This window comes from Paenibacillus amylolyticus (assembly GCF_003719335.1).
GTDB lineage: Bacteria > Bacillota > Bacilli > Paenibacillales > Paenibacillaceae > Paenibacillus > Paenibacillus amylolyticus_D.
The window spans coordinates 93,833-116,636 of sequence record NZ_RIAS01000013.1 but is presented as its reverse complement, the minus strand read 5'-3'; the positions used below and the strand labels follow the sequence as shown (position 1 = coordinate 116,636).

Annotated in this window: 14 protein-coding genes; all 14 read right to left on the bottom strand. The window is 46.1% G+C overall.

What is annotated here, in order from left to right:
* Positions 1 to 204: 204 nt before the first annotated feature.
* Positions 205 to 1,251, bottom strand: coding sequence for an NAD(P)/FAD-dependent oxidoreductase (locus EC604_RS21380; RefSeq protein ID WP_123066081.1), 1,047 nt, complete (start codon positions 1,249 to 1,251; stop codon positions 205 to 207).
* A gap of 72 nt (positions 1,252 to 1,323) precedes the next feature.
* The gene (locus EC604_RS21375) at positions 1,324 to 2,325 is read right to left on the bottom strand and encodes an ABC transporter substrate-binding protein (RefSeq protein WP_240037073.1); all 1,002 of its coding nucleotides are present in this window, start codon (positions 2,323 to 2,325) and stop codon (positions 1,324 to 1,326) included.
* A 130-nt stretch (positions 2,326 to 2,455) separates the two neighbouring features.
* The gene (locus tag EC604_RS21370; protein ID WP_161557003.1) at positions 2,456 to 4,117 is read right to left on the bottom strand and encodes an AraC family transcriptional regulator; all 1,662 of its coding nucleotides are present in this window, start codon (positions 4,115 to 4,117) and stop codon (positions 2,456 to 2,458) included.
* A 248-nt stretch (positions 4,118 to 4,365) separates the two neighbouring features.
* Positions 4,366 to 6,216, bottom strand: a complete 1,851-nt coding sequence (locus EC604_RS21365) for an ABC transporter ATP-binding protein (protein ID WP_123066079.1) — start codon at positions 6,214 to 6,216, stop codon at positions 4,366 to 4,368.
* Positions 6,213 to 7,985, bottom strand: coding sequence for an ABC transporter ATP-binding protein (locus EC604_RS21360; protein ID WP_090917085.1), 1,773 nt, complete (start codon positions 7,983 to 7,985; stop codon positions 6,213 to 6,215). Before EC604_RS21360 ends, EC604_RS21365 begins: the two co-directional genes overlap by 4 nt.
* Before the next feature lie 389 nt (positions 7,986 to 8,374).
* Complete coding sequence (locus EC604_RS21355) at positions 8,375 to 12,046, bottom strand: dynamin family protein (protein ID WP_123066078.1); 3,672 nt, start codon at positions 12,044 to 12,046, stop codon at positions 8,375 to 8,377.
* A gap of 442 nt (positions 12,047 to 12,488) precedes the next feature.
* Entirely contained in the window at positions 12,489 to 12,761 is a 273-nt protein-coding gene (locus EC604_RS21350) for an NAD/NADP transhydrogenase alpha subunit (protein WP_090917088.1), read from the bottom strand.
* A 20-nt stretch (positions 12,762 to 12,781) separates the two neighbouring features.
* Positions 12,782 to 13,480, bottom strand: coding sequence for an endonuclease III (nth, locus tag EC604_RS21345; RefSeq protein WP_123066077.1), 699 nt, complete (start codon positions 13,478 to 13,480; stop codon positions 12,782 to 12,784).
* 162 nt (positions 13,481 to 13,642) lie between these two features.
* Positions 13,643 to 16,381 carry an S-layer homology domain-containing protein gene (locus tag EC604_RS21340; RefSeq protein ID WP_123066076.1) on the bottom strand — a complete coding sequence of 913 codons (2,739 nt, stop codon included), beginning with the start codon at positions 16,379 to 16,381 and terminating at the stop codon, positions 13,643 to 13,645.
* Positions 16,382 to 16,452: 71 nt separating this feature from the next.
* Positions 16,453 to 17,163, bottom strand: coding sequence for a GerMN domain-containing protein (locus EC604_RS21335; RefSeq protein ID WP_123066075.1), 711 nt, complete (start codon positions 17,161 to 17,163; stop codon positions 16,453 to 16,455).
* A 34-nt stretch (positions 17,164 to 17,197) separates the two neighbouring features.
* Positions 17,198 to 18,607, bottom strand: coding sequence for an N-acetylmuramoyl-L-alanine amidase family protein (locus tag EC604_RS21330; protein ID WP_123066074.1), 1,410 nt, complete (start codon positions 18,605 to 18,607; stop codon positions 17,198 to 17,200).
* Between the two features lie 259 nt (positions 18,608 to 18,866).
* Positions 18,867 to 20,273 (bottom strand): N-acetylmuramoyl-L-alanine amidase family protein, encoded by a 1,407-nt coding sequence (locus EC604_RS21325; protein WP_123066073.1) that lies wholly within the window; start codon positions 20,271 to 20,273, stop codon positions 18,867 to 18,869.
* 304 nt (positions 20,274 to 20,577) lie between these two features.
* Positions 20,578 to 21,180 carry a 3-isopropylmalate dehydratase small subunit gene (leuD, locus tag EC604_RS21320; RefSeq protein WP_123066072.1) on the bottom strand — a complete coding sequence of 201 codons (603 nt, stop codon included), beginning with the start codon at positions 21,178 to 21,180 and terminating at the stop codon, positions 20,578 to 20,580.
* A gap of 31 nt (positions 21,181 to 21,211) precedes the next feature.
* Positions 21,212 to 22,633 (bottom strand): 3-isopropylmalate dehydratase large subunit, encoded by a 1,422-nt coding sequence (leuC, locus tag EC604_RS21315; RefSeq protein WP_123066071.1) that lies wholly within the window; start codon positions 22,631 to 22,633, stop codon positions 21,212 to 21,214.
* Positions 22,634 to 22,804 lie beyond the last annotated feature (171 nt).

Here is a 22,804-nt window from a genome sequence, read left to right as displayed (position 1 = left end):
AATCTTCTATATCTGTCTCTCTATTTTCGGGGTTTTGGTTAAAGATTGCAAGAGTACTCCCTATTTTTCTTGTGAATTTTACAAGATTTTTTGTGTTTTTTCGATCAAATTTTACAAATTACATTCTCGGATTCGATACTCTTTCCATTCCTCCCATTTTTAAGGATATAAAAATTAAAGAAGCTTACAACCTAAGTTTCCCTGTTATTTCATTTTTCCATTTAACGAGTCACTTTTCTCCAAATCACGATTTTTCTCCTTAAACAGTTCATTATGGGACGAAACGTAGGCCATTCCAGCTGCCGTTGGTTCAATATATGTTTTGGCACTGTTGACCGCAACAATCGCATCATTAAAAGCGCCCGCAATCAAACGCACTTTGCCTTCCCGTATCGCGCAGTCTCCTGCTGTAAAAATACCAGGTACATTGGTTTCACCCAGTTGGTTCATGGCAATCATACCTTCCTCCATAACCAAACCGCAGCGAGCAAGATTGCTTGCTTGACTCGAATAACCATGGCTTATGATGATCTCATCTACTTCCAAGTCTATGTCTTCCCCTGTTTCCAAATTGGATATGGCAACTTGGTTTATACGTTCCCCATTGCCATACAAGCGATCAATCTTAAAGGGTGTGAATACCTTCACCCTGCTTTTCATCTGTTTCACATTGTGCTCCATTGCACGGAAAGCATCCTGTCTATGAACTACGCTTACCCTGTCAGCCAAGTCCGCAAGTTCAAGAGCCCAATCCACGGCGCTATTGCCACCGCCAGAGATCAATACCTTTTTACCTGCAAAATAATTCAGATTCTGTACCGTATAATGCAGATTACTCCGTTCATAGTGATGTGCACTGTCCAGTTCTAGCTTCTGCACCTCGGCAATGCCCCGGCCAATGGCAACAATAACACTCCTCGTATAATGCACTTCACCCGTAAGCGTGTGTAGTCCAATTACTCCATCGTCCTGCCGGGTTAATGCATCAACACTCTGGCCGAGCACCAGATTCGGTTCGAAAGTACCCGCTTGCTGAACAAGCCAGTCGATCAGCTTGGCACATTTCATTGGTGGCAGTCCGCCAACATCCCATATCGTTTTATCAGAATACGTGTGTAAAAAACCGCCTAACTGATCCTTTCCTTCAATCAGCTTCACTTTCATTTCGCGCATGCCCGCATAAAAAGCCGCATACATTCCTGCTGGCCCGCCGCCGATAATCGTTACATCAAAAATATCCTGATTATGCATGATTAAACACTTCCTAATCTAATGTTCACCGCTCATATTAATCATACGGTCTCGAAAGTCATTTCCAGATGTTTATTTGTTCTTCTCTTCAAAAGCAGCAACAAGATCATCGATTGCATAATTATCTGACATCGGTGCCATTCCAAGATTGAACCACTCTTTGCCGCCTACGAGATATACATGATTGTTTTTAACGGCCTTCAGGTTTTTCCAGATGGATGTACTCATCATGTCATTATATTTCTTCTGGATTTCCGGATTTTCCTCATCATCAAGCTGGATAATCAGATGATCTGCATCGTATTCTGGCAAGACTTCCATCGAAATGGACAGTCCGGTTTCATCTTTTGGAAAATTACTTACAGGTTTTAAACCCAACCGCTTGTGGACAAAAGCACCCCGAGAAAGATTTGGACCATTCAAAATAATCTCTTTCTCCATCACTCGTACATATAAAACCGTTTCATCACCGATGAGGCTGTGCAGCTTGTCTGCTCCTTCTTTTTCATGTTGCTTGAGCTCTTCCAAAACCTGTTTGGCTTCTGTTTCATTGCCAAAAACCGCAGCGATATCCTGTAGTTCTTCAGGCCATTCTTCACGCTCTGGCAGAAGCACTGTCGGTGCAATACTTGAAAGCTGATCATAATCCTTTTTCGACCACCATGCAGGTGCTATGATCAGGTCCGGATTCGCCTCCAGGATCGCTTCAAAATTGGGCGTTTTCGCAATCCCCATCTTCATCGTATTTTTAAAAGGCTCCTGCAAATATTTAGGGAAGTCCTCATGATAATTTTGAACAGCTACCGGGACAATACCGAGTGAATATAACAGCTCTGGGTATACAACAGATAATCCGACCACACGTTTAGGGGACTTGGGAATCGTGATTTCGCCCATCTCGGTCTGAACGACTTTGACTTCACCATTATCATTTTTTGTATTCGATGCGGTGCTGGATGAGCTTTTTTCGCTCTCTCCAGAAGCAGAAGTGTCTGGCCCAGCAGCCTGCCCACATGCACCCAGTAATAACACCATTAACATGACACCTGTAATCACCCACAATTTTGACTTCACTTCTTATGTACCTCCTATATATGAAAAGATATGATAAGCACCAATCAATAATAATTATCATTATCAATTAGATATAGGAGTAGTATATAAAATAACGGCATTCTAGGATATTGACGATCCAGACTTTATATTATGGACGATGTCGCCACAGCTTTAATACTTCATCCAGCATCAATTCATGGGTAAAGGCCGTATAATCCAGCAGAACACTTGGGATCAACGTATCAATGCCGTCATTTTGCGCCGCCTTTGTCTCCATCCATACCTCTGACTGTTGAATTTTTGCCCACGTCTGTCTTGATTCGTCATCTTCACTCACAATAAGCAATGCCCTATCTATGGTTAACTTCGCTAGATCACTGATATTGAAATGAGGCTTATGCCAAATATTCTCCATCCCCTCTGGCGCCATCAGCTGCATATCGTTATAGAACACCGAAGCGATGGTTTGGGGACTCATGACCTGTATTTCTGGGCCATGTACACGAAGCACGATTAGCCTGTCTTGACGCACCTGCTTCGATAACTGTGATCTGATCACGGCAGCCTTTTGTTCATATCTTTCGATCCACACCTCAGCCGCCTCAAACCGATTCATAAATTGAGCTACCGTTCTCAGATGGTCCCGCCAATCCCCTTCCGATTGCGTTAACACACAAACAGGTGCAATTGAACTTAAATGTTGCATCATGCTCTCAGACATTTCTTCCCGAACAGCGACAATATAATCAGGACGAATCTCTTCTAATTGCTGCAAACAGCCACCCTCATCATCGACCAAAGGTATGACTTTATCTGTTTCATATTTTCGTCTGTAATAGGCTGTCCAAGGATGACTCGCTTGAGCAGCGGCAGGAATAATCTGGAGAGCCAGTAATGTTCCAATGCCAAGCGAGTGAACCGTTGCAATACGCTGCTTGCTATTTTGTATAAAAGCTGCTGGCGGGAGACCTGTGATTTGCTTGAATTTTCGGCGAAAGTACATCTCGTCCTGAAACCCTACACAAGATGCAATTTCCTTTAGCCTTGGACTATGATCATTCCTCATCATGATCTGAGCCTGTTTGATCCGGTATATTGCCAAATAATCCATTGCGCTACAACCATACATTTTCTTAAACAACCGCATGAAATGACGAGAACTCATCCGTGCAACTTCAGCCAAATCCTCTATCGTTATTTTCTTCATATAGTGCTGTTCGATATGATGTCTAACCTGTTCAATTGGCAATGCGGGTTGGTGGGACTGTACATGAACCATATCATTAAACAGCCTATGCAGCAGCTCCTGAAAACGAATCTGACCCAAATAATGCTGCAGCCCGTTTCCCTCACGAATCAGTTGCTCGATTTCCTGACATAACAAACTCATAGCGACTGGTGAGCTGCATGGGACCGCACGACCATTCATCTGCGTACACATTTGCTTCATCATGTCCAAAGCGGATTCCACGTTTGAGTTTGACTGTTCGTCGCAAAAAACGTTGAATCTGATCTGATAGAGTCCAGCTTCTTCTCTCCCCCGAAGCTCTGCTTCAATCAGTTGTCCCGGCAGGCCTAGATATATTGATCCGCTTCTGAGTTCAATAAACTGACCGTCCACAGTAAGCCATCCTTCACCATTCGTAATGAACAGTAACAGATAACGATCCAGAAAGTGTTTTCCGAGACGCCAGGTTGATTCTGATTTACTAGTAACTGCTGACTCCAATTCAATTAACTTGAAATGCAGCAGATGCAGCTGATCAAAAGATGTATATAGATTAGCCTCATCGGTAGCTTTCATCTGCATATTTTTCCTCCAGAAATCTCTATTGTGCTTCATTTAATCATTTAAAATATAACATAATTTCGCTATTCATTTTCGGACAACAAATTCATCTTGAAAATAGATTTATCTGTGAATGCCCCACAATTCGCATAAAAAAACACTTCAGCACTTTGCCTCAGTGCTTGCTTTCATCAGGACCGTCTGATGAAAAGTCACCAAGAACAAAATAAGCTGAAGTGTCTGTAAATCTAAGTTACTCGTTATGATTGTTACAAAAACCGATACTGTGCTTCAATCAGACCATTGTAGACTCCTTGTTTCTGGATAAGCTGTTCATGGTTGCCCTCTTCCTTAATCTCCCCATGATCCAGTACAATAATGTGATCTGCATTACGAATGGTGGAAAGACGGTGAGCCACCATAAAGGACGTTCGCCCCTGTAACAGTACTTTGAGAGCTTCCTGAATTTTCAACTCCGTTTCCGTATCAATGCTGGCTGTAGCTTCATCCAGAATCAAGATGCGCGGATCAGCGAGCAATGCCCGGGCAAAAGATAACAATTGCCGTTGTCCCATCGACAACACATTACCTCTCTCTTCCACTTCGGTATCATATCCACCCGGAAGCTTCATGATGAACTCGTGCGCGTTAACGGCTTTCGCCGCTTCTTCCACTTCTTCGTTCGTCGCATCCAGACGCCCAAAACGGATATTATCCCGGATGGTGCCCGAGAAAATAAATGTATCCTGCAGCACAATGCTGATCTGACTGCGCAAGCTTTCCACCGTAACATCACGTACGTCATGTCCATCGATGGTCAGGCGCCCTCCCGTGATGTCATAGAAACGGCTGATCAGATTGATAATGGTGCTTTTACCGGAGCCTGTATGACCGACAAGCGCAATCGATTGCCCGGCCGCCGCCGAGAAGCTGATGCCTTTCAGCGCCTGTCTTCCTTTTTCGTACTCAAATACGACATTATCAAATACGATATCCCCTTTAATAGAAGGAAGCGGCTTTGCACCAGGTTTATCGGCGATATTCGGCTTCTCATCCATGAACTCAAAGATCCGCTCAGAGGATGCCATTGCAACCAGCAACTGATTGTACATCTGTCCCAGACGGTTAATCGGGTCCCAGAAGTTACCGACATAGTTAGCGAAAGCGACGAGCAAACCTACGGTTAACATTTCATTTTGAATGAGATGTGCGCCGTACCAGAACAGAATTAACGTCCCGAAACCACCTGTAATCTCAATTAGAGGACCAAATCCCTGGTTCATCGCTGATGCTTTGTCCCAGGACTTTTTGCTGGACATATTCATGTTGTCGAAGTATTTCATATTTTCTTTTTCTTGAGTGTACGCCTGTGTAACCCGGATTCCTTGAATGGATTCATTCAAGTGAGAGTTAATCCGAGAGTTCTTCATACGCACGTCCTGCCACGCGCGGCGAATCAACACCCGCAATTTCGTAGATATAATGAACATAATCGGCACCGTAATGATTACAGCAAGACCTAGTTTCCAGTTAATTAGCAGGAGAATGACGATGATACCAAGCAGCTGCACGCAGTCGATCATCACGTTGACCGCACCATTCGTGAACAGATCCTGTAAAGAGTTGATATCATTCGTTACACGTACAAGCACAGAACCTGCCGGTCTTTTGTCAAAAAAGTTAAACGACAGCTTCTGAATATGTTTGAACAAGTCTGAGCGAAGATCGTAAATCACCCGCTGCCCAATAATATTCGTCAGTTTAATTCGATACGTGTTAGCTGCCCACTGGATGAGATACAATAACAAGATTGAACCTGCTATAATGTACAGCAGTGTCATGCTAGGTACTCCGCTCTGTGGTGCGATAGCTCTATCGATTGCAAGACTGATTAGAAAAGGTACGGCTAATTTCGTAATCGTTCCGAGAATCATCATCAGAATCACAAACGGCAGGAGTTGCCTCGCATAAGGCTTCATGTAAGCAAACAATCGTCCAAATTCTTGCCAGTTAAACGGTTTTTCAATGACTTCATCGTCCTGATAGACAAATCGTTCATTCATTTTTTTATTCGAGGGTTCCTTAACCTCTCGCCTATCTGTTATCGTTTCGGCACTCATGAGTTCACCTGCTCCCCAGCCTCCCGCTTTCCGCGGGCAATGTAGTCTGCATATTGAATGTTATAGACATCCTGGTACGGTCCAGGCACTTGAATAAGCTCCGTATGTTTGCCCCGCTGTACCACGCGTCCTTCGTCCAACACCAGAATCTCATCTGCATGTCGCAGCGAAGAGATCCGGTGGGCAATGATAAATGTCGTTCTACCGCGCATAACCTCCTGGAATCCGGACTGAATCTCATGTTCGGTTTCCATATCCACGGCACTTGTGGCATCATCAAGCACAAGAATTTTCGGATTTTTTAGCAAAGCTCGCGCAATAGCGATGCGCTGCTTTTGTCCTCCAGAAAGTCCCATACCGCGTTCACCAACGACCGTATCATATCCTTCGGGAAACTCCATGATAAAATCATGAGCCTTGGCCAGCTTGGCGGCGCGGATAATCTCTTCCATCGTCACATTTTTCAAGCCGTACGAGATGTTGTTACGTATGCTGGAGGAAAACAGGAATGTCTCCTGGAACACGGAAGCAATCTGACTCCGCAAGCTGCGAATGCCCATATCTTTAATATTCCTGCCATCGAGCTTGATCGAACCGGAGTTAACGTTATAGGCACGCATCAGAAGCTGGATAATCGTTGATTTCCCTGAACCTGTTCCTCCCAGGAAACCGATTACAGAACCAGGCGGAGCATCAAAATTAATATCGGTTACAGCAGGCATTTTGTTACCATAAGCAAATGTTACCGATTCAAAAGTCACATGACCTTTCACCTGATCTGTCTCCACAATAACTGGGTCTTCGGTCTCTTGCACATCCACAGGGGTGTTCAGCAACTCAAGCACCCGTTCACCTGAAGCTTTGGACTGAGTATAGTTGTTAATATGGAAGCCGAGGCCCCACATCGGACCAATTATGTACCAGATCAAACTGAAGAAGGCAACAAGTTGACCCAAGGTCAGCGTTTGCTGAATAACCATTCTTCCACCAATCACAAGCAGCAGTACAACACTCACCGAAGCCAGAATCTCCATAATGGGAAAATAGCGGCTCCACAACGTAGCAGCATGAATCTGATTCGTTTTGTAGCGTTCATTTCGTGTGGAGAACTTCTCCACTTCATAAGGCTCACGTGCAAACGATTTAACCGTTCGTACACCTGTAATGTTTTCTTGCACCGCTGTAGTCAGCGAGCTTAAAGCCAATCGCATTTCCTGAAATGCGGGATGAATTCTGGATTCGAATCGCAGCGCAACGAAGGCAAGCAGAGGAATGCAGACGAGTGTCAGCAGCGTTAACTTCCAGCTCATCGTCATCATCATAATTGCGCCGAATACGACCATTAGAACCATGTTAAGAATCTGGGCGAAACCAAATCCGATAAAGTTACGGATGGCCTCCAAATCTCCCGTGAGGCGGGACATCAGATCACCTGTTTTGGCCGTATCATAATAACGGAAGGATAAAAATTGAAGTTTTTCATAACAGGCATTACGTAGCCGGTACGCCAAATAATTACCTAGACGTCCGCCAAAGAAACCGTGTAAAAATTGCATGCCTGCTTTCAAAATAACAACACCTAACACCGTCAGGGCAAGCATGGGAACGTCTTCAAAATTGCGCGGCACAATAACGTCATCGATCAAAATTCGAAGCAGGTTCGGATAGACTAATCCAAGTGCGGTCGCTAAGGCGAGAAACAAGATCGATACCAATAAATACGTTCGCTTCTCCCAAAAATAGGTTTGCAGTTGCCTGAGAACATCCATGTGTCTCCTCCTCTAATGTTGCTTGAAATGATATGAACATTTATGAAGTTTATCACCGTCCCTCATTCGCGGCAAAGCGAATAATAGACCATATTCAGGCGACTTTCAGCTTATTATCGCATTAACGGATGCCAATAGCCGACTTTCAATCAAATGTTTGAATATTCTCTTTATTTCAGGTTGTTCATACCAAAAAAAGGCTCCCTATATACCTTTTGTGGCGGGAGCCTTTCTGACGTTTTTTTGAAATATTTTCAATGGATTGTGGAAGAAATCAATTATTTTACAAACGTTTCCAAAATATTTGCAAATGTGATCAACCAGCCTTGTGACAGTATAGCGCATCCCTTGTCAGAAGTTTCACACGGTGATGCTACTACTATGACCATCTATTCCTGTAATTGTTCAAGCTGTTTGGACAAAGCCACCCATTGCTCAGCCTGGATTCCGCTTGCAAGGGAATCTTGTATACCCGTAACGGCTTCTTCCAGCCTTTCGGTGAGCTGACGAGAGTGATGCTGTACAGATTGATGAACCTGTGTATCATAAAATTGCACCAGCTTTTGTTCTGAGGCCGGAAGCACTTCAATCATCATCTGTTTGAGCACTGGTTCCAGTGCCTCCTGAAGGCGCTGACGTCCATCTCCTTCAAAAAACTGCTTCGGATTCCGGAAGTAACTCCAGTAGTTTTTCCAGCCCGACGGTTCTTCAAGCCGGATTTCCTCCAGCACAGGTGTACTCCACTTTTCCTCCAGGGTCAGGGACAAGTCAATGCCGCCTGTCAACTGTTTCACTTCATTAATACATTCAGTTACTTGCTTGCCAACCCAGGCATGACCTGTCTGTTCCAATCGCAGTGTTGTCGCGAGTAATTCCTGCTCAAGCTCAATGCCGATCATACGCAACAGTTCCCGACCGCAAGCCGCGAAAGCCGTTTTCAAGTTGCCCTGATCTTCACGTAATACGGAAGGATGGAACGCCTCTGCCATAAACTGACCTAAGCGGAAGGCTAAACGCTGTCTGACATGGAAAAGCAATTCATTCGTTTCCTGCGACAGTTCATCCTTCATTGATCGCTGTGCCAATCGCTCAATCCGCTGGCGTGACTGCTCTGAGATCGTGCCCAGTTCATCTCGCCGCTGACGCAGTGTTTCTTCCCCCTGCGCCGCATCCTCTGCGCGTTGCTTCAACCGCTGAACGACACGTGCCATCTCTTCCGAGGCTCCGCCCACTGCCAGATCAGCCAGTTCCTTGCCTGCAAATTGATTAAACTCTTCTTCGAAACGGATAAAGCCCGATTGCTGCAATCGATCATCGTTCCCATCCATTTTACCTTCCATCGCAAGCATGCTGGATACCGGGAAAAGACGTGGGGAACGGATCCCGTTTTTCCGCAGTTCTGTACCCACATGATCGAGTACCTGTTCCAATTCTTCTTCCGAGGAAGACAGATCACTCGCATTGACGACAAAGAACATCTGATCCATCGCGGAGCTGTCTTTCACTCGCCCAAGTTGACTCAGGAACTGCCGGTCTCCCTGGGAGAAGGCGTGATTATAATAGGTGACAAAAATTAAGGCATCGGCATTTTTCATATAATTAAACGTTACGCCTGTATGTCGGGCATTAACTGAATCTGCTCCAGGCGTATCCACGAGCACTATGCCCTGTTCAGTCACGTCGCAGCTGTAATATAGATCAATAGAATCTACAAAACAAGATTTCTTCTCATTGGCTACAAAATGGCGATATCCATTCAAGTCCACCAGCACATCTTGCCCAAGCTGATCGGCTGTTTCCTCCCAGCCAGCTGCAGCGGCCTGTAAGAAGCTATAATGCGGACGCCCTGCTGGATGTACATCCGAAGGCGTGAGTGACTTCACCCGCTTTTGCCATTCCGTACCCGGCTCTCCAAGACCAAGCAGACGGAAGGAGTAAGCAAGGTCTTCCTGGAAGGCTTCCCGGGTCTTCATGCGGACCCGGGCTGTACCATGCTCCATGCCGCCGGCGGGAGCCATAATACGGTTGATCGCCGCTGTCGTTGGATGCGGCGATACAGGGAGGACTGCTTCGCCCAGCAATGCGTTGGCGAAGGAGGATTTGCCCGCGCTGAACGCACCGAACAGCGCGAGTGTGAACGTGCCGCCCGCAAGCGAAGCCGCGCGTGCACGCAAATCCCGTACCGCCGACCCCATGGCGGGGTACGGCTCCACCAGCGCAGCAGCGGCTTCCAGCCGTGCCGCTGCTGCGTCCAGGCGCCGGCGGCGTTCCGCGCCAGCCGTCGCCGGTGCGCCCTGCGCCGCTGCTCTGCGCGGCGGCGCAGGGGCCTCCGTCTGTGGCTGCGCCGCCACAGACGCGGACATGCCCGCCTGCGAACCGGGAGCTTCGCCCGGTTCAGGCGCGGGCACGTGCGGGCCCTTCACCTCCGGCAATAGCCCGGAGGGGAGGGGGCCCGCAGGAGGCAGCAGGCTGCGCAGCCCTGCTGCCTCTTCGGCGGCGGCGCGCTGGAGCGCCGTGTAGCGCGCCGCCGCCGCGGATTGCGCCAGCAGCGCTGCGCGGCTGGCGTCCAGCGCCTGGAGCGCGGCTTCGCCCTGCGCAACCAGCGCTTCCAGGATGCGGTCGGCCAGCAGCATGGCCGACTTACGGTACCGGGTCTCAATCTCGCCCCGGACATCTTTGCTGAATTGCAGCACATACTCAGGAGACAGCTCTGCACTCGCACTTCGTTTTAGTTCAAGCAATTCTTCATTAATTGCAGGCAACTCTGTGTTAAGCGCCTGCTCCCACGCGGCATCCCAGACCTGATTAGCTTCCCCCAGCTGTCTGAGCATCGTCCGAATATGAACCTCCACTTGGCTGGAGGTCTGATCCTGAAGCAGTCTCACCAGTTCCGAAGCCCGGCGCTGTTTCTCCTGTTCCGTTTTGCCTCCTGAAAAGAGCAGACCTACCCGGAATCCCGGCTTGCGGCTCTCCAAATAATAGCCAGCCGAAGTGCGGATATCCGCCGGGGTAAGGTTTGCGTTAGCAAGCAAAGAATCCACCTCTGCCCTGAATTTTTCACGGACTTGCGAAGGCTTGGCTCGAAGCTCTGCAGCTTGTTCATCCAGTAGGGCAAGTTCACGATCCAAACGTTCAATACCTTCTTGTCCTCCTACTTCTTCAAGGAGTGCAGTTTCCTCATCTTCTCTCTTTCCTGCTTCCCGTCTCAGATGTTGCTCCGTGATATGTCTGGCTGAACTGGCTAAACTGTGAGAAATCAGCTCTTCTTTCTTGGTCATCAGCTCTGTAATCAGTTCCGGTAGTTGACTCCACTGATTATATCGATGCTGCTGGTCACGCAAAGAAGTGAATAACAGCCCGTCATAACGGACTTCCCATGCAGCAAAAATCGCCTCTACCCCATCCACATATTGATCAAAAGAAAGCTCCCGCTCCCGATGTTTGTCAATCTGATTCACAATCAGAAACAGCGGCTTGCCCCAATCAGACAAACTTTTGGCAAAAGAAAGATTCGTTTCCGACTGAACATGATTATAGTCCATCACATAGAACACGACATCGGCCAGATGCAGAGCCGAATGCGTGGCCAGACTATGGCCGCGATCTGTGGAATCCACACCTGGCGTATCCAGCAGGACGGCGTCATCTTGCAACAACGGAATGTTATCCCATACTTCAATGGAGCTGTATGCCCCACCATTTTTACAATAGGCCTCCAGTTCCTCGGGTGAAACCTCCAGCGTTCCTGCTTTATTGTCAGCGCTTACGTTAGGTGACGTATAAATACGCGCTCTCGGTTTGCCATTGCGGATCGCGACGACATTCGCACTGGTTGGCACAGGACTAGATGGCAGTACTCGCTTGCCACACAAGCTGTTGATCAAACTCGACTTGCCTGCCGAGAAATGCCCACAGAACGCAATCGTCAGATGTTTCGTTTCTGCCTTGCTAATTAAATCTGTTAATGCTTCTACAGCGGTATGGTCCCCTGACTGCTTCATTGCTTCACGCAGCGGTAACAAAGGCGTGGCCATTTCTGCTGGATAATCTGTTCTGGACATGACTGGCCTTCCTCCTGGCTCCTCTAATTTGACATCTGTTTCGATGTCAATCTCTGATTTTATCTCCATATAGTTTAACATTATCATCTTTGAATTTGAACGATTTCACTCGAATCTGCATGTAGATGGATTCCAGATCAATATAAGTTCAAATCGAGATGATTTGCCTCGTGATCATGTCAAAACCGCCTTTGAATCAACTCATTATTCTGATCTCTACGTTCCCGTGTCCATTATCCGTTAAGTCAAATCCACTATGTATCTATAAAAAAATAAAACCGAACATGTCGGTTTTATTCAGGTCATGCTTTGAACTCCCGCATAATCTCGGGATATTTATCATCAAGAAGCTGGCTCAATAACATGCCAAACAGCTCACGCTTACCATCGCTTCTGCGCAATGTTCATAAAGCCAGCTTCTTGATTATGGGTTAACGAAAACTTAAGATACTGCGTTTTCCATTGTAGGCAACAGAATTTCAAACACTTGACCATGTTGCAAAATGGTAATACCACGGCCTTTGTCTCTCATTACCACAACTTCAGGCTTTGTAGACATACGCTCTAGATAATGCTCAGGCACGTCACCAGAGTGACTTACAGTAATGCCTTCAACTTCTTTTTCCTCATTCTCCGCCATTTCCTGTTCAACGATTTGTTCAAAAATATCGGAGAAGGCTTCAAAATTGTCAGTGTACACGGAAATGCATTTCATCGTTATTCATCCTTTTCTGCTTATGAATTTAATTTTCGTTTTCGGGTGGTGACACGTTCCTTATCTTTCCTGATCTGGGACGTTTTCATACGTTTTTTCCCTTCCCTGCATATGTCTAAGAGCGGACAGATATGACATTGGGGAGTTTGGGCCTTGCAATGGTAGCGTCCAAAAAATATAAACCGGTGATGAGTTATAGTCCACTCATCCCGAGGTACGCGCTTCATCAGTTTCTTCTCGACTTCAAGTACGGAGTCATCCCAACCGGCGAGTCCCAGTCTCTTCGACACACGTTCAACATGAGTATCTACCGCGATAGCCGGCACTCCAAACGCATTTGAAACGACAACATTCGCGGTTTTACGTCCGACACCCGGCAGAGTGACAAGCTGATCATGTTCCTGCGGTACATCGCCGCCATACTGCTCTATTAAAATTCGGCACATGTTCTGGATATGCTTGGCCTTGTTTCGGTACAATCCGATTCGCCGGATATCCTGCTCCAGCTCTTCCAGAGGAACCGCCAGATAATCGGCAGGGCTTTTGTACTTTTGAAACAAATCTGCAGTGACCTTGTTCACCGTTTCGTCTGTGCACTGCGCAGATAAAAGGACCGCTACCGTTAGTTCAAATGCATTGCTGTGATTTAATTCGCAATGTGCATCAGGAAACATGGCTTCCATGGTTTCGAGTATATGTCTTACCGTCGCTGCATTCATGAAGAGCTACCTCCCACAAGTCTGCTCCACACTGTAGAGCCTTACTTCAAGCTTCAGCCAAGTAGCTTGGCGGGGATCCAAAAAGCTTGCAAAAAAAACGTCTTGATGCGGGAAAGATCCCGTATCAAGACGGTCATTCTTTTGATCCTCGAAAAGAAACGATTACTGTTTTTGAATCTCCATCACGACATTGTTTAGGAGATACAATACAATATTATCATTATCTCTGAGAGATTGCACGCTTAAAGTGTTGTCACCCTGGTGAACAAATACGTTGGAGCCCAGTGCAAAACGGTAGTTCATGTCCGATGTCGTTTCGCGTTTAACCAAAATCTGGTTGCCCACTCCATCATAAGACCAGAACTGTTTGCTCATGACAGTAAACACTCTGAAACGCGTGGAATTATCTGTATCTTTAGTCATCTCCACACGATCACCAACCGTAAGGTTACTCAAAGATGTTAATGTCGAACCGGATTTCACAACTTTAACAGGGCCACTCACAGATACTTTATCGGTTGTTCCATTAAACTGTTTGAGCGTAACCGAAGTTGCATCCACTGCAGTCACCTCAGCCAGCGTACGTTTAACGACTTGAACCGCCTTTGGTGTAGCTCCTTCAAACGTTACGTTAATCAAATTGCCTGTAGTCAACTGGGAAGGTGTAATGGATTGACCGCTTTCGCCAGTCAATACCGCTTGATCCACGTAAAACTGACTTGTCAGCAGATCTGATTTCACCCGAACACGACCATTCGATTCTATAGAGACCACTTCGAATTGAGCGACTGTTTTCAATGCAATCTTCTGCGCTACATCCTGATTTGTTCCAAGGGTAATCGCAACATTGTCCCCTACCTTCAAATCAGACAGACTAGCCGTTGATTTGTTATACATTTCAACCGCTGGTGCTGTCGTATAAGGCACAGTAATCGTCTGGTTGCCAGATAACAAGCTGATTTTTCGGTTTGTTGTATCAATACCGCTAACGGTGCCTTCGTATTTGTAAATTACCTTCACAGACAATGCACGAGTTCCCACATAAGTCAGATCCAGCTTGCGTCCGTCATTCAACAAGGACTCCAGACCTGCCAGTGTCGGTTTGACTGTGTTATAGTCCATTTTTGTTTTTTCATCTAGTGTAAATACGTAAGGTTTTTTATTGGCATCCAGCACGGTGAGCACTTTGGTTTTGCTGTTATAGGATACAACTGTAGCCCCATTCAGAGGCTCCATTTGCCGGCCAATCACCTGAATGCGCGTTACCTGGTCATCACTGTTTAATGTTAATTCAACCTTGTCCCCATTGTTCGCATCTGTAATCAGGTCATTCAGCGTTGCATCTTGAATGCCATTAATGATCACTTCCGGCTTCTCGCTCAGCAATTTTGCTTCAAGTGAACCTCCATCACGTTTATACGTCAATGTGGACTGGTTGCCGCCGATCTCAACTAACGTTCCACGAACGGATTGTTCAACGCCCTGATTCAACTCAATTGTCTGCAGAACACTGTCTTTGACAGTGTATTTCACAGCGCTGCCTGCCTTCAAATCAGCCAGAGACAAAATGCGGTTTTGATAACGAATAATTAGATTATCTGTATACGTATACTGCTCTGTTGCCCCCGCAGCATTCACGAGCTTGATTGTTTTTCCAGAAGTAACTACTTCCGAAACTACACCGCTGTCACTCTTGTTAACGATACCGGATTTCACCCGGATCACCACTGTTTTTTTGTCAGCCGAGAAGGTCTCACGCTGTACTTCAATGATGCTGTCTGCTGTAATATCGGACAGTTTAATTGCTTTTCCGTTCTGATCCATGAACGCGGTGTTTTCATCGTAAGCATATGTTTCATAGTTTTCGCCTACGAAAAGGCCGATTTTGTTCCCTGACAATGCACGCGCAAATGTTCCTTCAATGCTCTCCACTTGTGGTTTGGCATCAACAACCTCCACATAGGAAGCTCCACCTGCCGAACCAACAATAAGAACTTTCGTATATAGTTTCACATCCGATGCTGATGCACGGGTTTCACTATCTTTGGTAAAGTAAGAGGTACTGCTGTTCACTGCGTAGTTAACCGCTTTGCCATCAACAACCAGCGTGATCTGCCCGTCTTTCAATCCGGTAACATAACCCGTAGAAGTATTCGGATACTTCGTATCCGTCAACGATTCACCACGGCTAAAAAATGTTGCAAGCTGTGCACGAGTTACGGAACCTGTCGGATTGAACTTGTTGTTTTCCAAACCTTTGGCCAGATCCAAACTAACAGCCAGATTTACGTACCCTTTCGCACTGTCTGAAATATTTGCGTTGTCAGCAAAACCTGTGGACTGATTATTCTGTGCCTTCGCTTCAGCATCTTTTTTCAACGAGCGGATTAACAGTTTGGTAGTCCATTCACGAGTTGCCGGCTTTTGCCCCCATGTTGTTTTGGACACATCTGCTGATGCTTCTTCCGTTTTATCCACGAGTCCCAATTGAAGTGCAAGCGCAACATATGGCTTAAAGTAGTTTCCCACTTCCATATTTGTCGGTAATGCCGCAGCCGTGCTCGTATTCAACTGCGATTCCATATTCATAAAACGAATGGCCATCGTTATCGCTTCTTGTTGCGTTACCGCGTCCCCTGGACGAAACAGGCCGTTATTGCCGAGAAGAATGCCTTGATACGCCAGCTTGTATACATGTTTCTCAGCCCAGTATCCAGCCTTGATATCACTAAACAAACCTGTTGGTGCAGCCGTGCTCTGTACTGCCGCATTTTGGCCCTGCCCCGTTTCTGTTGTGTCTGCTGCCATAGCAGCTCCACCCGCGCTAAGGGCCATCATGCCTGCAAGCACGGCTGATACTACTTTTTTAGAGTGTGATGGATGGTTATATTTAAAAGTCACCTATGATTCCCCTCTCTCATATAAAAACGACCTCAATCCGTGAGTCCACGGTAACACACTTGAAGCACAGCTTAGTTGGATCTTGTCATTGGATGTTCAAGATCCACATGTCCCATCAAGCTTTCAGTTGATTTACCATCTACAAGCAGATCAAGTGATTTTACTTCATCAAACTGGAAAAACGTTTGTTTCAACGCATCAATGGCAAATGATTCACCACCAGCACCAAGACGTGCCGTATCCGGCATGTGAATATCCAGTGTGAGTGCTCCATCCTTGAATTGAACTGATTTCAGCTCAATATCTTTGGACCACAGCGGAACGAGCTTTTCATCTTTGCTTTGCTGCAAGGAAGCAAAAGCCTCTTTATATTTGCCATCTTCCGATGCAAACGTAATTTCGGCTGATGCTTTGTGAAGTTCCAGCTCCTCCGGATCGGTATAAAACACTTCGATGGACTTCTTCTCTTTGCTATCGGATGTTGAAGGTTTGTCCGTAGAAGCTTCACCAGAAGAAGCTTCACCAGAAGAAGCTCCACCAGAAGACGTTGTTCCCTCCGAGCTTCCGTTCGCAGAGTTAGATGGTGTCGTGTTATCCTCGGAACCAGCAGTCGTAGGATCGGTAATTACCTGACCCTCCACCTCTGTTGCGCCGTTCCCTGTTTGTGTCTCTGATCCCGCACCTTGTGTCTGGTTTGGAGCAGCTGTCGGTTTACTACCACATCCAGCAGCTACAGCCATAACCGTTACCAGCAAAGCAGCGATCCATATTTTTTTGTTCATTCTAACTCCGCCTCCTCAGCATAAGGGTTGTCCCTTATTGAATTCCCAAATACTCCTTGATCCCAGCAACAATACCTTTGGCTACATTGTTCTGGAAATTTTCCGTGAACAATACAGATTCATCACTCTTGTTGCTAAGGAATCCTCCCTCTAACAGCACCGCGGGCATTGTTGTTTCACGCGTGACATGGAGGCTGGCCATTTTTACGCCCCGGTCTTTCAAACCGGAAGATTTCACGAGATACTTGTGCAAAATATTAGCCAATTCCTTGCTGACCGAACGGGAATAATAAGTTTCTACCCCCGTTGCCGCGACAGGGCCGCTGTTCGCATGAATAGAGATGAAGATATCCGCATTTATTTTCTGTGCAACCTTCACACGTTCTTTCAATGCGAGAAATGTATCATCGCTACGTGTTAATACCACATCAATCTTTGGCTCTTTTTTCAGAATTGCCTCCACTTTCAAAGCCATCGCAAGATTGAAATCTTTTTCTCTTTTGCCTGTAACACCAATCGCTCCAGGATCTTGATCTCCATGCCCTGCATCAATGACAACAATCTTCTTGCCATCCCCTCCAACTGGCGGAGCAGGTGTGCCACTTTGATTATTCAGATCAACGATGAGTAGTCCTGAATCATTCTGTACACTGTATCCTTTGGCGCCCGTCAGATCAATCACAAACCTAATGGTAGAAGGACTGTTGCTATATAAGGAATAACGAATTTGAGACACGTCCGGATAACCGCTAACAACAAGCTGACCATTTTGATTGCTGTCCAATGCCTGACCTTGGCTGAACGAATCAGCAAATGCGGTGTTCGGCAAGTCAATTACAATTCGATCCGGTCCGGTCATTGTGAAGACATTTGGCTTTGTGCTTCCACTTGTAGCCACCATAAAACGGTTGTCACTGAAACTGATACCGTTTACCTGTACAAGGCCTTCTTGATCCGATCCTCCACCAGCGTTACCAGAGTTCGGAGGAGTGGTTGTCCCGTTTCCGGAACCTGCATTCTGGGTAACTAATGTTACCGTCTTCGTGGTGTTGTTCCAACCCACCTTAAGACCCATTTGCTCTCCGATGAAACGGAGTGGTACTAAGGTCGTACCATTTTTCACGAGGGGCGGGGCATCCAGGTCTACGTTACTGCCGTTCACTGTTGCCGTCTTCTGTCCAACAATCATCTGCATGGCAGTGTTGTCTTTGCTAATCGTCACCGTTTGCGACTGTTGTTTCCAATCGACGGAATATCCCAAACTTTCGGAAACCGTACGAATCGGCACCATCACCTTACCATTGATGTTATCCGCTCTCGCATCCGAAGGCTGCACGATCTCATTCCCGTCTAGGATAATTTTCGTGTCTGCTGCTGCATGACTATAGCCCGGGAAAACGAACCCAAAGACAAATAACAGTACCAAAAAACCGAACTTCTTCATCCTTCACCCCTACCAATCTCATATTTTTTTACCGCATGTTGTAGGCTTGCAACTTTCACTGCACACGTGGGCATTACCAGACACCTATTAGACGCCTCCCAATCTCAAAAGTTGCGAATATATTCCAACATAACAGAAAAAAAACGTTGTCAGATCAAGCTTTTTTTACATTTTAATGTCTGATTTTTTCCTAATTTATCAAATATGCATCTTGAAACAACGGACTTCCCTAATCTGCATATTTACGAAAAACGCTATTTTACAATCTCAAATAATCTAAAATTCCGTCGACAATCGCCTGAGCACACTGATCCTGATATGACTCTGTAAGCATTAGAGCCTCATCCGTTGGATTGCTCAAAAACCCTAATTCAAGGAGCACAGCCGGCATCGATGTTTCTCGGGTCACATGAAGACTCGCCACTTTCACGCCTCGATCTTTAAGTCCTGTAACAGGCAATACGTGCTTGTGAAGGGTCTCCGCTAAACTCTTGCTCTCTTTTCGTGTATACAACGTTTCAATCCCGTTTGGAACTGGAGTTGTGAATTTGTTTCCATGAATGGAAATAAAAAGATTCGCCTGGTTCAGCTTGGCTATATCTACACGTTGTTGCAAGGAAAGCTCCGTATCATCCTGACGAGTAATCACGGTCTGAATGTTGGCATGCTGTCCCAGAAGTGCCTTCACTTTAATTCCTACAGCTAAATTAAAATCTTTTTCGTAAGCACCTGTTACACTGACCGCGCCAGACTGACGTCCACCATGTCCAGGGTCAATAACAATCACTGTTTTTCCGTTATTATCTGGTAAGGCTGGCTGACTACCCGAAGTTCCATTCGTAGATGAGATGTCAACGAGTAGTACGTTATTCTTTCCAAGTGACCAGTTTGCTGTTGCACTTTGAGTCAGATCCAAAACCACTCGCACCGTTGACGGCGACTGGCTGAACATAGCAAATCGGACTTTAGAAACAAGAAATGAATCGGTGGCTTCGATTTGCCCACTTCCATCAGGATTCGAAGCCTGTCCCTGTACAAATGTCTGTGAAATGGTTGTATTCGGTAGATCTACAATAATTCGCTCAGGTCCGCTGATACTGGACACTTTGGGGCTGATGTTGCCATTCGTAGCTATGATCAAACGATCTCCACTGTAACTAATACTTTGCAGTTCCGTCAGACCAACCGGGACTGGAGTCACTACCGGATCGCTGTCAGGCTCCGTGTCTACTACAGGTGGAATACTGAACAGACTAACCGTTTTAGTACCATTGTCCCAGCCAACCTGTAGTCCCATGCCCTCACCTACAAAACGCAATGGAACTAGTGTTGTACCCTGTTTAATCAAGGGAGGTGCATCTAGATTGACGACATTTCCATTAATCGTAGCTGCATCTTTTCCTGCCGTCATTTCGATGGAGCTATTGCCTCGCTGAACGTGCACCGTTTGCGTTGCCTGTTCCCATTTTACGTCATAACCGAGGTTTTCGGATACAATCCGAATCGGAACCATGACCGTTTTCCCAATGTTCTCTGCTGGCGCCCCTACCTTCTGGTCAATGGTGACTCCATCAAGCACGATCGAAGGCCCACGGTCTGCATGAGCCATCACTGGAAAAAGACAAAGGAGCAGAAAAAAAATGACTGTTGCCGACCATTTCTTCATTCGTCATCCACCATTCTTATTATGTTATGAGTTCTATATAATTTGGACTAAAAATTTACACGATCCTCTTCGTCAAAGTGTAAATAAATCGTTCAAATTATATAGATTTGAGGCCTGATTCTCTGCCTTTATTACGTTATGTACCCTTCCATAATCTACTATCCAGTCTATCAGATTTTGTCTAGCGATCCGGTTACAACGTTGTCATATTTAGTCGGAAAATAACAAATCAAAAAGCCTCCGTCTGATCAAAGGAACGCGAACATTCCTTGTCCAGATGGAGGCCTGGTGTATAATCACTCTTTTAGCCAAAAAGTTTAGCTGCGTGACGCTCTTCATAAGCGGCAATCGCATCATCATGTTGAAGTGTCAGACCGATGTCATCCAGTCCTTGCAGAAGGAATTGACGACGGTGTTCATCCAGATCAAAATCGATATGCAATCCGTGTGCATCTGTAATGGTTTTGTTCTCCAGATTCACATTCATCTCATAATTTTCATGGTTTGCTGTACGCTGGAACAAGTCTTCTACCTGCTCTTCGGACAGTTTGATTGGCAAAATTCCGTTTTTGAAACAGTTGTTATAGAAGATATCCGCAAAAGATGGTGCAATGACACAGCGGAATCCATAGTCCATAATCGCCCATGGTGCATGCTCACGGGAAGAGCCGCAACCAAAGTTAGCACGAGAAATCAGAATTGATGCTCCTTCATAACGCGGTTTGTTCATCTCGAAGGAAGGATTGTTGTTTCCCTCTTCATCAAAACGCCATTCGTAGAACAAAAATTGTCCAAATCCGGTGCGTTCAATCCGCTTCAAAAATTGTTTCGGGATAATTGCGTCTGTATCAACATTGACCCGGTCTACCGGTGCCACGATGCCTTGCAGTGTTTTAAATGCTTCCATATATTCCGTTCTCCCTTCTGACGATTATCGATTAGATCGCTGCTTCTGTTTTGAAATTCCAGTCACGTACGTCTACAAAATGACCTTTAACCGCTGCCGCTGCTGCCATTGCTGGTGAAACCAGATGCGTACGTCCGCCGCGACCTTGACGTCCTTCAAAGTTACGGTTGGAAGTAGATGCACAGCGTTGTCCTGGTTGCAGTACGTCCGGATTCATCGCGAGGCACATGCTGCATCCTGCGTCACGCCATTCAAAACCGGCTTCTGTGAAAATTTTGTCCAAACCTTCTTTTTCCGCCTGAATTTTAACACGTCCAGAGCCTGGTACAACAATCGCTGTAACATTGCTGGAAACCGTGTGACCTTTGGCAACTTTCGCCGCTGCACGCAGATCCTCAATCCGTCCGTTCGTGCAGGAACCGATAAACACATAATCAACCGGAATTTCGGAGATTGGAGTCCCTGGCGTAAGACCCATATATTCAAGTGCTTTTTCAGCAGCTTTGCGTTCATTTTCAGTAGGCAGTTCTGCTGGTACAGGAACCTTCGAAGAAATGTCCGTTCCCATTCCTGGACTTGTACCCCAGGTAACTTGCGGAATCAATGTTTCTACATCGATTTCAACGACACGGTCAAACTCGGCACCTTCATCGGTCACAAGTTCTTTCCATGCTGCAACAGCTTCGTCAAACTTCGCACCTGCAGGTACGTACTCACGTCCACGCAGATATTCAAATGTTGTTTCATCCGGTGCGATCATACCCGCTCTTGCTCCACCTTCAATGGACATGTTACATACGGTCATACGCTCTTCCATGCTCAGTTCACGGATGGATTCGCCTGTATACTCGATAACATAACCTGTTGCAAAGTCTGTGCCGTACTTGGCAATGACCGCAAGGATCATGTCTTTAGCCGTAACACCCGGGTTACGTTTGCCGACAAAACGAACTTCCATCGTTTTTGCTTTTGCTTGTTGCAAACATTGTGTTGCCATAACGTGTTCCACTTCACTTGTTCCGATACCAAATGCAAGTGCGCCAAATGCCCCGTGAGTAGATGTGTGGCTGTCGCCGCATACAATCGTTTTACCTGGGTGAGTCAAGCCCAGTTCAGGACCCATAACGTGTACTACCCCTTGATCAATCGTATCCAGATCGTATAATTTCACTCCGAAATCTCGGCAGTTCTGAGACAGTGTATCAATTTGCTGTTTGGAGATCGGATCTGTAATGTTGAAACGATCCTTCGTTGGCACGTTGTGATCCATTGTTGCAAATGTCAGCTCTGGACGGCGAACTTTACGACCGCTCAGGCGAAGTCCTTCAAATGCTTGCGGGGATGTTACTTCGTGCACCAGATGCAGATCAATATACAGAATGCTTGGTTTTCCTTCTTCCTGATGAATTACGTGGTTTTCCCAAATTTTCTCAAACATCGTTTTTTTACTCATCATTTTCACCTCATCATAAGTTCGGTCCTTGGAAGAGCTTCGTGCATGTTCGTGTAAAAGTGAAGCTCTTGAATGACATAAATATATCACCCCGTCCTTCATTGTTCCAAGATATAATATCTATAGATGTAATAGGTTTAACCTATAATAAGACAAACAGCAATAAACCAC